The 13231-nt window shown below is 51.0% G+C and carries 9 protein-coding genes; 5 read left to right on the forward strand and 4 right to left on the reverse strand.

Annotated features, from left to right (window positions below):
- The 4 genes from BN1044_RS19095 to xdhA all read right to left on the reverse strand — a co-directional run bounded on the left by BN1044_RS19095 (position 1) and on the right by xdhA (position 4251).
- A complete protein-coding gene (locus tag BN1044_RS19095; RefSeq protein WP_072310007.1) occupies positions 1–444 on the reverse strand; it encodes a PTS fructose transporter subunit IIA in 444 nt (147 codons plus the stop codon).
- 167 nt (positions 445–611) lie between these two features.
- Positions 612–1088 carry a xanthine dehydrogenase iron sulfur-binding subunit XdhC gene (gene xdhC / locus BN1044_RS19100; RefSeq protein WP_072310008.1) on the reverse strand — a complete coding sequence of 159 codons (477 nt, stop codon included), beginning with the start codon at positions 1086–1088 and terminating at the stop codon, positions 612–614.
- Positions 1085–1963 carry a xanthine dehydrogenase FAD-binding subunit XdhB gene (gene xdhB, locus BN1044_RS19105; protein WP_072310009.1) on the reverse strand — a complete coding sequence of 293 codons (879 nt, stop codon included), beginning with the start codon at positions 1961–1963 and terminating at the stop codon, positions 1085–1087. Before xdhB ends, xdhC begins: the two co-directional genes overlap by 4 nt.
- Before the next feature lie 2 nt (positions 1964–1965).
- Complete coding sequence (xdhA, locus tag BN1044_RS19110; RefSeq protein WP_072310010.1) at positions 1966–4251, reverse strand: xanthine dehydrogenase molybdenum-binding subunit XdhA; 2286 nt, start codon at positions 4249–4251, stop codon at positions 1966–1968.
- 524 nt (positions 4252–4775) lie between these two features.
- Here xdhA and dapB point away from each other — a divergent pair.
- The 5 genes from dapB to kefC all read left to right on the forward strand — a co-directional run bounded on the left by dapB (position 4776) and on the right by kefC (position 13211).
- Entirely contained in the window at positions 4776–5597 is an 822-nt protein-coding gene (gene dapB, locus BN1044_RS19115; RefSeq protein ID WP_072310011.1) for a 4-hydroxy-tetrahydrodipicolinate reductase, read from the forward strand.
- Positions 5598–6067: 470 nt separating this feature from the next.
- Positions 6068–7240: a glutamine-hydrolyzing carbamoyl-phosphate synthase small subunit gene (gene carA / locus BN1044_RS19120; RefSeq protein WP_072310012.1), complete on the forward strand. Its 1173-nt coding sequence runs from the start codon at positions 6068–6070 to the stop codon at positions 7238–7240.
- 18 nt (positions 7241–7258) lie between these two features.
- Positions 7259–10483, forward strand: coding sequence for a carbamoyl-phosphate synthase large subunit (gene carB, locus BN1044_RS19125; RefSeq protein ID WP_072310013.1), 3225 nt, complete (start codon positions 7259–7261; stop codon positions 10481–10483).
- A gap of 276 nt (positions 10484–10759) precedes the next feature.
- A complete protein-coding gene (gene kefF / locus BN1044_RS19130) occupies positions 10760–11332 on the forward strand; it encodes a glutathione-regulated potassium-efflux system oxidoreductase KefF (protein WP_072310014.1) in 573 nt (190 codons plus the stop codon).
- Positions 11325–13211 carry a glutathione-regulated potassium-efflux system protein KefC gene (kefC, locus tag BN1044_RS19135; protein ID WP_043495419.1) on the forward strand — a complete coding sequence of 629 codons (1887 nt, stop codon included), beginning with the start codon at positions 11325–11327 and terminating at the stop codon, positions 13209–13211. The genes kefF and kefC overlap by 8 nt, the downstream gene beginning before the upstream one ends.
- Positions 13212–13231 lie beyond the last annotated feature (20 nt).

A 13231-nucleotide genomic window follows, 5' to 3' on the forward strand; every position in this document is an offset into this window, starting at 1 on the left:
TTAAGCTAGGGTAGCGTTCAGTAATGTGACAATACCTGCGCTATCTAGGCTTTTTATCTGCGCAATAAAATCAGGGTAAATTACCTTGCGGCACAGCTTAGATATCATGCCTATCTGCTCGCTGGCACTGGTCTGGGGAACACCTAAGCAGATCCAACACGATGCTAGTTCACCGTCTTCGGCCTGCCAGTCCACGCCTTGGGCGCTTCTGGCAAATAACACAAAAGGCTGGTGAACAACCGCAGATTTGCCATGAGGAATAGCGACACCGCAGCCAAAACTGGTGGAGGACTCTTTTTCTCTTAGCAACAAGGTTTGTAGATAGCGGGCTTGATCGTTCACGAATCCCCGTGCGACAGCCATTTGACTGAGTGATTTCAGCACCGCGTATTGGGTATTTCCACTGATGTTCAGATCAATGTCTGCGTAGGTAATAAGCGCCAAAGTGCCCTCCTTATGCGAGTTATGCGGGCAATACGAATGCGATACGTAAATATAATAAGGCGCATGGCGGAAAGGAGTAACGGCGAAGATGTCATTGAGAGGGTGACGTTTTCGCCGTCAATGGTGGCTAAAAATTGCGAGCAGTTTCACATTGTGCTGTGACCGTATTACGGTTTACTACACGCTTCCACCGCACGGATCACCATTTGATAGCCAGTGCAGCGGCATAGGTTTCCTGCTAATCCTCGGCGAATTTCTTCATGAGTTAACGGGCGGGACGGGTGTTTGGCGAGCAGCGCCGTGGTTGCCATCACCAGACCCGGCGTGCAGAAGCCACACTGTACGGCACCGGCATTCACATAGGCCTGCTGTACCTGCGAGAGTTGGCCGTTTTTTACTTCACCTTCGGCGGTGCTGATACGTTTTCCATCGGCCCATACGGCGAGGTATAAACAGCTATCGGTTGCGACGCCGTCGATAAGCACGGTGCAGGCTCCGCATTCTCCTACCCCACAGCCCTGTTTCACGCTGGTTAGCCCTTCATCTCTAAGAAGCTCCATCAACGACAGCGCGGGAGAAATCGTAAAGGGATAACGCTTTCCATTTATTTCACATTCAATATCAACCCAATGCTTACGATTCATGCGATTTTACCTCCAGCACGTTCGACGGCGAGTGAAATAGCACGCTGAGCCAAGGTGCGAATAAGATGCAGGCGAAACGATTTTTCTGCGCGCCATGATGAACGCGGAGAAACATCCTGAGCTACGGCTTCACAGATAGCCGCCAGCGTTTGTTGATTCAGCGGTTGGCCAATGGCGCTTTGCTCGGCATATGGGCAGCGAATAGGTGTAGGTGCTGCAACGCCATAGGTGAGACGTAGATCGGTGAAGCGGCCTTGAGCGATGCGGCATACCGCCGAACAGCCAATCGTGGCGATATCCATTGCACCGCGCATGGCGTATTTAATGTAGCTGCTGCCAATATCTTGGTAATACTCAGGCGCAAAATAGAAGGCAACCACAATTTCGCCTTGCTGTAGCGCGACTTTTCCAGGACCCGTGTGGAAACCTTCGATAGAGCGCCGATAACAACCGTGAGCGGTCGCAATTTCTAGTTCAGCTTTCAGCGCCAAGGTGGGAGATGCTGAGTCCGCGCTTGTTGCTCCGTTGCAGATATTGCCGCCATAGGTCGCAACGTTACGTACCTGAGGGCCCGCTATTGTTGCCGCTGCCTCGGCAAGCAGTGGCAGATGCTGCTGAATTAGCGGATGTTCAATGAGTTCAGTAAAGGTGGTTGCCGAGCCGATCCGTAAATGATGATGGCGATCGATGCCGATCCCCTTTAACTCGGGTAAATCATGAACATCAACAATGTGGCGGTATTTGGGGTTTAGGTGATGAAGCTGGATCAGCACATCGGTGCCGCCGGCTAAAAGCCGTGCTTGTGGATATTCAGTGAGTAGCTCACAGGCATGCAGCACGCTGCGAGCACGGTAGTAGTTTTCGATATCGTACATGATTACTCCCTGATGAGTCCGGCCTGAACGAATTCAGCAAACAGCGTTTTAGGCGTGATGGGCAGCGTGTTGATGGAGATGCCGGTTGCCATACGAATAGCGTTTCTAATTGCGGGAGCGGGCGAGATAATTGGCGGTTCGCCGAGCGCCTTATGCCCGTACGCTGACTGAGGTTCATAGGTTTCAACAAATGCACAGTCCAGATCGGGCAGATCCATAATGGTGGGGAATTTATAATCCAACAGGTTTGGATTACGGACTACGCCGGTTTTCTCATCAATGATCATCTCTTCGAATAAAGCCCAGCCGATCCCCATGCCCATCCCTCCATGCACTTGGCCTTCGGCAAGCTGTGGGTTAAGAATTCGGCCTGAATCATGCAGGTTGATAATCTTGTTGATGGTGACTTTGCACAGTGGAATATCGACGCTGAGATCGACAAACGTGCAGCCAAAAGCCGGTGGGTTAGTGGTGGTTTTATGGGATATTTCAGCTAGGAGCTGGGCGCCGATTTCCTGATGATAGTAAGCGTGCATCGAAACCTCCGCCACGCTCATGAGCACCATCTCAGGCTGGGCTGCCATCACGACATTTCCGTTGAGTAACGTGAGTCCCCACTGTGGCTGGTGGCTAATTAATTCGGCATGAGCCAGTATTTTACTGCGTAATTCGCTTGCCGCCTGCATCACCGCAGGCGCGGCAACATAGCTTTGCCGAGACGCAAATGCCCCGGGATCGTAGGCCGTGATATCGGTGTCTTGGGTGGATATCACGCGAATATGTTCAAAGGGAATACCTAACGTTTCGGCGGCCATCTGGGCGAAAACGGTATCTGAACCTTGGCCGATCTCCGTGGCGCCAATTTGCAGGTTTACCGTGCCGTCTTGGTTGAGCAACATGCGGGCTCCCGCAATTTCAACGCCGACGGGATAGGTATTAGAACCGTAGCTGAAACACGCGACGCCGATGCCGCGGCGCAGATCGCCAGTTTGATTTTGGCAGGCGGCTTTACGGGCGTTCCATTCGAACAGATCGCGCCCTTTTTCAAGGCATTCAATAAGTCCTGCGCTATAAATCTTTTTGTGGTTAACCGGATTGATATCACCGCTGCGTGCGGCATTAAGCAAACGTACATCGACGGCGTCGAGTGACAGTTTTTCTGCCGCGTCATCTAATAAGCATTCAAGCGCAAAAGCCACCTGCGGCGCGCCATAGCCACGCATGGCGCCTGCGGCAGGATAGTTTGAATAATGCGTAAGAGCAGAATAGCCGAAGGCGCTACGGGGATAGAGATAGCTGATTTTGTTGGCACCGGCGGAAGCGATGGAATGCCCGTGCGAAGCATAAGCGCCCGTGTTTGACAGCACGTCCAACTGATAGCCCGTTAATATACCATCGTGATTAAGTCCCAATTCCGCGTCGATACTAAAGGCATGACGCGTGCGTGAAGCAAAAAAACACTCTTCACGGCTGAGTTCGACCTTCACCGGAATGCCACCCATCTTTTGGGTGAGAAATGCGGCCATCGGCTCTTCGAGTACGTCCTGTTTATTGCCGAATCCACCGCCAATATAGGGTTTTATCACGCGTATGTTTGACCAAGGCATACCTAGTGCTTGAGCGACGGTGCGACGCACGATCTGTGGGATCTGGGTGCTGGACACAATCACAATATGATCTGGCTGTTCCATATAGGCAAAACAGGTCACGCCCTCCATATGGCAGTGCTGGATCACCGGCGTTTGAAAATGTGCAGAAAGCTGCAGATCGGCCGATGAAATCGCTTCTTTAGGCTGATTCGCGCTGATATCACTTTTTTTCAGCGTATTCCCTTCTGGATGAATCAGCGGGGCATCTTGCGCTAAAGCGCCCTGCGCCGTGGTTATCACCGGCAGCTCTTGATACGCCACCTCAACCAGCGCGGCGGCTCGTTCTGCGGTTAGCGCATCACGCGCGACCACAATCGCGACACCGTCGCCATAATGGCGCACATGCTGGGTGAGTAGCTGACGATCGGCAACGTCTCGCTTAGCGGGCTCCAGTGACCAAGCATGTCCCGCGGTGGGAAATCGTAATTCAGGCACGTCTTGATAAGTAAATACGGCTTCAACACCCGGCAAAGCCAGCGCCGCATAAGTATCAATGGCCGTGACGTAAGCGTGGGCGAGAGGGCTACGTACATATTTGGCGTAACGCATGCCGTGCATTTGATGATCGTCGGTGTAGCGAGCGTGGCCGGTAACCTTAGCTTCAGCGTCCACTCGCTTGAGTGGGGATCCTAACGACATAGCTTTCTCCTTAGAGGAGCGTGGGATTTTTAATTTGAATGAAGTGAATCGTCGGAATATATAAATCAGCACCAAAGCAGCAAGATGCACGCCATAAGGCGTTGAGCCGTAAGGTGATTGGTGGAAACGTGAAGGGGATCGAGCGTTTTTTCTTAGATGAATTACAGAATGTGATGGCTGAAGGTGGCATGACGGCGATGGAGAGCAGATGACTATCAAAATGGGAATCTTGGTATCAAATTGAGATCGAAGTTATCGTAATGAAATGCTTAGTCTCTTTGCGCTAACTGATTGGTTTTGCATGATTATGCGTAAGCTGATTTTTTGTTCTTAACGTGCATCGACGCGTTTTTTTAGTGCGTAAAACTGATGATAATCGGCGTTAATCGCAAATTTCTAATTACCGTGTATTTACTCTGGCAGTGGGGGAGAAGAGTCGTTAACCTGAAACTAACATTGTAAGCCTTTGGCTATCTTGCTGAGTGAAATTAGCCGAGTGAAATTAAATAATTAAGAGAGGGAAGATGTCTAATTCTCATATCCGTATTGCTATCGCCGGTGCCGGTGGCCGCATGGGAAGACAGTTAATTGCTGCGGTTGCAAATGCAGAAGGTGTGGTGCTCGGTGCTGCTTTTGAACGTGAAGGCTCTTCATTGCTAGGCGTAGATGCAGGTGAGTTAGCGGGTATTGGCAAAACAGGCGTAAAAGTCAGCTCAAGCCTACAGGATGCCGCCGCTGGCTTTGATGTTTTGGTCGACTTTACGCGCCCAGAAGGTACGTTAGCGCATTTAGCATTCTGCGTATCTCAACGCAAAAATATGGTGATTGGTACCACTGGTTTTGATGATGCGGGTAAAGCCGCTATCAACAAAGCGGCTGAATCTATTGGCATTGTGTTCGCTGCCAACTTTAGCGTTGGGGTTAACGTGATGCTCAAGCTGCTAGAGAAGGCGGCAAAAGTGATGGGGGATTATACGGATATCGAAATCATTGAAGCCCATCATCGTCATAAAGTTGATGCGCCGTCTGGCACGGCTTTAGCCATGGGAGAAACCATTGCTCAGGCGTTAGGGCGCGATCTGAAAGAGTGTGCGGTATATGCCCGCGAGGGATACACCGGAGAGCGCGACCCTAAGAGTATCGGCTTTGCCACTATTCGCGCGGGCGATATTGTCGGTGAGCACACCGCGATGTTTGCCGATGTGGGGGAGCGAATCGAGATTACTCATAAAGCATCAAGCCGCATGACGTTTGCTAGCGGCGCTGTGCGAGCTGCTGCATGGGTAGGCAATCAGCCTATTGGTCTTTACGATATGCGTGATGTTCTTTCTCTCAATGAACTCTAAGAAAAAAACAGTAATTACTGGTTTTTAATTTGTTTTTTAAAATTAAAAATACAATGGATAACAATGCGTTATCCATTTTTTTTTATATTAATGTTGGCTTTGGTTGTATTTTTCTATGAGTATCTTGTTAGTCGCCTTATTTTACTTTTTATTAACCTGAGTGGAAACTGTGATTGACCTTTGCAGAGGAAAATTGCATCATAAACCTATTGCCGCTAATTCACGACACTGGCAACCGTTTTCTATTTCTAGTTAACATCTATTTTTAGCGACTTCGTTGTAAAATCTCTCCTTAAGCCTTAAAAAATACAAAAAAATCATCTTTTCAGGTAGACAAGCATTCACCACGTCTTTAGAATGCGCGCAATTTGCCGGAAATTAGTCAAGAAGGCAGTTTTTTGCATTGATTTAGAACGAATGATCTGCATTAATATGCAAATAATGTGACTGAATATTCTTTGGAGGGTGTTTTGATTAAGTCAGCTATATTGGTTCTGGAAGACGGAACCCAGTTTCACGGTCGGTCGATTGGTGCAGATGGATCGGCGGTGGGCGAGGTGGTCTTCAATACGTCAATGACCGGTTATCAAGAAATCCTCACTGATCCTTCCTATTCCCGCCAGCTAGTCACTCTTACTTATCCCCATATCGGCAATGTCGGCACTAACGCCTCTGATGAAGAATCCTCCGCTGTTCATGCTCAAGGCCTGATAATTCGCGATTTGCCTCTGATTGCTAGTAACTACCGCAGCACCGAATGCCTCTCTGATTACCTCAAACGTCACAATGTTGTGGCTATCGCCGATATCGATACCCGCAAACTGACGCGCTTGCTGCGTGAAAAAGGTGCTCAGAATGGCTGCATCATCACCGGTAGCATTGACGGCACGCTGCCAGATGTTCAATTGGCGCTGGAAAAAGCGAAAGCGTTCCCAGGCTTAAAAGGTATGGATCTGGCAAAAGAAGTCACTACCCGCGAATCTTATGCTTGGACACAAGGCAGTTGGACGCTGATGGGTGATTTACCTGCGGCGAAAGAAGAGTCAGAGCTGCCATTCCACGTGGTTGCCTATGACTATGGCGTGAAACGCAACATCCTGCGCATGCTGGTTGATAGAGGCTGTCGCCTGACGGTGGTTCCGGCGCAAACGCCGGCAGAAGATGTATTAAAGCTTAATCCTGATGGTATTTTCCTATCCAACGGTCCCGGTGACCCAGAACCGTGTGATTACGCGATTCGTGCCATTAAAACCTTCTTAGATACAGAGATTCCAGTATTTGGTATCTGCTTGGGCCACCAACTTTTGGCGCTGGCCAGCGGAGCCAAAACCATCAAGATGAAGCTTGGCCATCACGGCGGCAACCATCCAGTGAAAGACCTCGATAAAGACATCGTGATGATTACTGCGCAAAACCACGGTTTTGCCGTTGATGGCGATAATCTGCCAGATACGCTGCGCGTGACGCACAAGTCCCTGTTTGACCACACGGTTCAAGGGATTCACCGCACAGATAAAGCCGCGTTTAGCTTCCAAGGCCACCCAGAAGCAAGCCCTGGGCCGCACGATGCTGCGCCGCTGTTTGACCACTTTATCGATTTGATTCAGACCCACCGCGACACAATGACAAGAACAGCCAAATAATCAGGAGCAATAAATAAAATGCCAAAACGTACTGATATAAAAAGCATCCTGATTCTGGGCGCAGGCCCGATTGTTATCGGCCAAGCATGTGAATTTGACTACTCGGGTGCGCAAGCGTGTAAAGCGCTGCGCGAAGAAGGTTACCGCGTCATTTTGGTGAACTCGAACCCCGCGACCATTATGACTGACCCAGAAATGGCCGATGCGACCTATATCGAGCCGATTCACTGGGAAGTGGTGCGCAAAATCATCGAAAAAGAGCGCCCTGATGCCGTTCTGCCTACCATGGGTGGCCAGACCGCACTGAACTGTGCGCTTGAGCTAGAGCGCGAAGGGGTGCTGGCAGAGTTTGGCGTAACCATGATTGGTGCGACCGCTGACGCCATCGATAAAGCCGAAGATCGCCGCCGTTTCGATATCGCGATGAAGAAAATTGGCCTCGACACCGCACGCTCAGGCATCGCTCACACCATGGAAGAAGCCTTAGCCGTCGCGGCTGACGTTGGTTTCCCATGTATTATTCGCCCTTCATTCACCATGGGCGGCACCGGCGGCGGTATTGCGTATAACCGTGAAGAGTTCGAAGAGATTTGCGAGCGTGGTCTGGATCTCTCCCCCACCAAAGAGCTGCTGATTGATGAGTCGCTGATTGGTTGGAAAGAGTACGAGATGGAAGTGGTGCGTGATAAAAACGACAACTGCATCATCGTTTGCTCAATTGAAAACTTCGATGCGATGGGCATTCATACCGGCGACTCCATCACCGTTGCACCGGCCCAAACGCTGACCGACAAAGAATATCAAATCATGCGTAACGCCTCGATGGCGGTGCTGCGTGAAATCGGCGTAGAAACCGGTGGTTCTAACGTGCAGTTTGCGGTGAACCCGAAAAATGGCCGCCTGATCGTCATTGAAATGAACCCGCGCGTGTCGCGCTCTTCTGCGCTGGCCTCTAAGGCCACAGGTTTCCCAATTGCGAAGGTCGCAGCCAAACTGGCGGTGGGTTACACCCTTGATGAGCTGATGAACGACATCACCGGTGGTCGTACTCCGGCTTCGTTTGAACCGTCTATCGACTACGTTGTGACCAAAATCCCTCGCTTTAACTTCGAGAAATTCGCGGGCGCGAACGACCGTCTGACCACCCAAATGAAATCCGTCGGCGAAGTAATGGCGATTGGCCGCACTCAGCAAGAATCTTTGCAGAAAGCTCTGCGTGGTTTGGAAGTGGGCGCAGCAGGCTTCGATCCTAAAGTGAGCCTCGATGACCCAGAAGCGCTGACTAAAATTCGTCGCGAGCTTAAAGATGCAGGCGCTGAGCGTATTTGGTACATCGCCGATGCTTTCCGTGCTGGCCTGTCCGTTGACGGCGTGTTCAACCTGACCAACATTGACCGCTGGTTCTTGGTGCAAATCGAAGAATTGGTGCGCTTGGAAGAACAGGTTGCCGAAGTAGGGATTAATGGCCTGAGCCATGCGTTCTTACGCCAACTGAAACGCAAAGGCTTTGCTGACGCTCGTTTGGCTAAGCTGGCTGGCGTGGCGGAAACTGAAATTCGCAAACTGCGCCACAAGTACAATCTGCATCCGGTTTATAAACGTGTGGATACCTGCGCGGCAGAATTTGCCACCGATACGGCCTACATGTACTCCACTTATGAAGAAGAGTGCGAGTCGAATCCAAACAGCGACCGTCCGAAAATTATGGTGCTGGGCGGTGGTCCAAACCGTATCGGCCAGGGTATTGAGTTCGACTACTGCTGTGTGCATGCATCTCTTGCGCTGCGTGAAGACGGTTACGAAACCATCATGGTGAACTGTAACCCTGAAACCGTTTCTACCGACTACGATACCTCTGACCGTCTGTACTTTGAGCCGGTTACGCTAGAAGACGTGTTGGAAATTGTGGCGGTGGAAAAACCACAGGGCGTTATCGTACAGTACGGCGGTCAGACGCCGCTGAAACTGGCTCGTGCATTGGAAGCCGCCGGTGTGCCGGTTATCGGTACCAGTCCAGATGCGATTGACCGCGCTGAAGACCGTGAGCGCTTCCAGCAGGCCGTTGTGCGTTTGGGCTTAAAACAGCCCGCTAACGCCACGGTTTCAACCATCGAGCAGGCCATTGAGAAGGGCGCTGTCATCGGTTATCCGCTGGTTGTTCGCCCATCCTACGTGCTGGGTGGCCGCGCAATGGAAATCGTGTATGACGAAATCGACCTGCGCCGTTACTTCCAAAATGCGGTGAGCGTGTCTAACGATGCGCCGGTGCTGCTGGATCACTTCCTCGATGATGCGGTTGAAGTTGACGTTGATGCAATCTGCGACGGTGAGCGCGTATTAATCGGCGGCATTATGGAGCACATTGAGCAGGCGGGCGTTCACTCCGGTGACTCGGCATGTTCACTGCCAGCTTATACGCTGAGCCAAGAAATTCAGGATGTGATGCGCGTACAGGCTGAAAAACTGGCGATGGAGCTCGGCGTTCGTGGGTTGATGAACGTGCAGTTCGCGGTTAAAGATAATGAAGTGTATCTGATTGAAGTGAACCCGCGTGCAGCACGTACCGTACCGTTCGTGTCTAAAGCGACGGGAGTTCCGCTGGCGAAAGTTGCGGCGCGTGTGATGGCCGGTCAGACGCTGGCACAGCAGGGCGTGACTAAAGAAGTTATCCCGCCGTACTACTCGGTGAAAGAAGTGGTGCTGCCGTTCAATAAATTCCCTGGCGTTGACCCAATCTTAGGGCCTGAGATGCGCTCAACCGGCGAAGTGATGGGTGTTGGCCGCACCTTTGCGGAAGCTTTCTCTAAAGCGATGTTAGGCAGCCAGTCTAAGGTGAAAACGCCGGGGCGCGCGCTGCTGTCTGTACGTGAAGGCGACAAACACCGCGTGGTTGATTTGGCGGCAAAACTGCTGAAGCAGGGCTTTGAGCTGGATGCGACCCACGGTACCGCAATCGTGTTGGGCGAAGCAGGGATTAATCCACGCTTGGTCAACAAGGTGCATGAAGGGCGTCCTCATATTCAAGACCGTATCAAAAACGGTGAGTATTCCTATATCGTGAACACCACCGCAGGTCGTCAGGCGATTGAAGACTCCAAGCTGATTCGCCGCAGTGCGCTGCAATACAAAGTGCATTATGACACCACGCTGAACGGTGGTTTTGCGACTGCGATGGCGTTGAACTCCGACCCAACCGAGCAGGTTACGTCGGTGCAAGAAATGCACGCGCGCTTGAAAGGATAATATCGGCGCCAAAAATTTCTGCGTTGAAATGCTAAGCCTGACTTCGGTCAGGCTTTTTTTGGCTAATTTTTTCTTCATTCCAAAAAACTTGAGCAACTTGTTAAAAATTTTCGGATTTTATTTGTTTTTAAAACTGTCATGCTATGTCGTAGAAAATTCCCTAAGTTTTTTGATGCCTTAACCGATTAATATTCCTGTTAGCACCGCTTGCATTGCTGCCATGACATCAATATTTGGGTCTAAGATAAATTAAGGCTTTCGCACAACGAGAAACGCATGATCCTGATTATATACGCCCATCCTTATCCTCGGCATTCGCATGCCAATAAGCGTTTGTTAGACGCCGTTATCGATATTCCTGAGGTTGAAGTTCGCTCACTGTATGAGCTCTATCCTGATTTCAATATTAACGTTGCTGCCGAGCAGCAGGCGTTGAGTCAGGCCGATCTGATTATCCTGCAACACCCGATGCAGTGGTACAGCATGCCTCCGCTGTTAAAACTGTGGATCGATAAAGTTCTGGAACACGGCTGGGCTTATGGACATAACGGCAAAGCGTTAGAGGGAAAAGATTTTATGTGGGCGGTAACCACCGGTGGCAACGATCATCATTTTGATTTAGGCGACCATCCGGGCTTCCCGATTCTTTCTCAGCCGATTCAGGCAACGGCAATTTATTGCGGCATGAACTGGCTGCCATATTTTGCTGAACATAATACGTTTTCATGCGACGAAGCGGCGTTAGCTCGAGCCAGTGAAAGCTATCGTCGGCGTTTAATCAACTATATTGCGCTTCATCCGCAGGCAGAATTACCGGCATCCGACGTTGAGGAGCCAGCGCATGGATAACCACGGCATGATGATTGAAGGGCTGATTTATCTCGGCTCTGCGGCGCTGTTTGTGCCGATTGCGGTGCGTCTTGGTTTGGGATCGGTGCTGGGGTATTTGATTGCCGGCTGCATTATTGGCCCGTGGGGGCTAAAGCTGGTTTCAGATGCGGAGTCCATTCTGACTTTCGCCGAAATCGGCGTGGTGTTGATGCTGTTTGTGATAGGCCTTGAGCTTGATCCTAAGCGCCTTTGGACGCTACGCGCCTCGGTATTTGGCGGTGGCAGTATTCAAATGGTCGGCTGTGGACTGGTATTGAGCCTGTTCTGCTATTTGCTGGGGCTGAGTTGGCAAGTGGCTATCTTGATTGGTTTAACGTTGGCTCTTTCTTCTACCGCCATTGCGATGCAGGCGATGAACGAGCGCAACTTGACCCCGTCGCCGATTGGTCGCTCCTCCTTTGCCGTTCTGCTATTCCAAGATATTGCAGCGATACCGCTGGTGGCGATGATCCCTCTGCTGGCAAGCAGCGGGGCAACGACCACCATGGGCGCATTTGCGCTGTCAGCGGCGAAAGTGGTTGGTGCTTTAGCTATCGTTATTTTGCTTGGCCGTTACGTGACTCGTCCGCTGCTGCATTTCGTGGCGCGTTCAGGCATGCGTGAGGTTTTCAGCGCCGTGGCGTTATTCCTCGTATTTGGATTTGGCGTGCTGCTAGAAATGGCCGGTATGTCGATGGCGATGGGGGCATTTTTAGCCGGTGTGTTGCTGGCCAGCTCTGAATATCGACACGCGCTGGAAAGCGACATTCAGCCGTTTAAAGGTCTGTTGTTGGGGTTGTTCTTTATCGGCGTAGGGATGTCGATTGATTTTGGCACTTTGTTTAGCCATCCGTTGCTGATTGCTACGCTGTTGTTTGGATTCTTAATCCTAAAAGCGGCTTTGCTGTGGCTAGTTGCACCGATTCTAGGCGTACCGCGCAAGCAGAGAACGCTGTTTGCGGTGCTGTTAGGACAGGGCAGTGAATTTGCATTTGTGGTGTTTGGTGCGGCTCAAATGGCCGGGGTATTACCCGGTGAGTGGGCAAAATCATTAACGCTGGCGGTTGCGCTTTCCATGGCAGTAACGCCGATCCTGCTGGTGATATACACGCGCATGGAGAAAAACGTTAAACAGGATGAACGCCCGCAGGACATTATTGATGATGACAATGCTAGCGTGATTATCGCCGGTTTCGGCCGATTTGGTCAGATTGCGGGTCGTTTGCTCTTAGCCAATGACGTGCACACGGTTGTACTGGATCACGATCCCGACCATGTTGAAACGCTGCGTAAGTTTGGCATGAAAGTTTTTTACGGCGATGCGACCCGCGTTGATCTGCTGGAGTCGGCGGGCGCTGCGAAAGCAAAAGTGTTGATTAACGCCATTGATGACGTGGATGCCAATCTGCAGTTGACCGAGTTGGCGCAAGAACATTTTCCGCATTTGAAGATTGTCGCGCGCGCGCGCGATGTCGATCACTACTATCAATTGCGGCAGCGCGGCGTGGAGTTCGTTGAACGAGAGCTGTTTGAGGGCTCGCTGCGTGTAGGGCGTAATGTACTGGAACATTTAGGCTGCGGTGCCTACGAGGCTCGCGAAAAGGCAGATATTTTCCGTCGTTATAACCTGCGTATGCTGGAAGAAACGGTGCCAAACTACGAGGATGCCGAATTCCGTCTTGCCAGTTTGCAACGGGCTAAAGAGATGCTGAGTCAGGCGATTGAGCAGGATAAGGCGCGCTTAACCATTGCCCAGCAAAGCGGCTGGCGCGGAAGTATTGACGGCAAATCTCCCGATCTTGACCCTATGGTTACGATCCACGAAGAGGATGTGCCAGAACTGCAAAAAGACGCTTAACCTTTTCGCCCTCTTTCATG

The organism is Hafnia alvei, from assembly GCF_900095695.1.
GTDB lineage: Bacteria > Pseudomonadota > Gammaproteobacteria > Enterobacterales > Enterobacteriaceae > Hafnia > Hafnia alvei_B.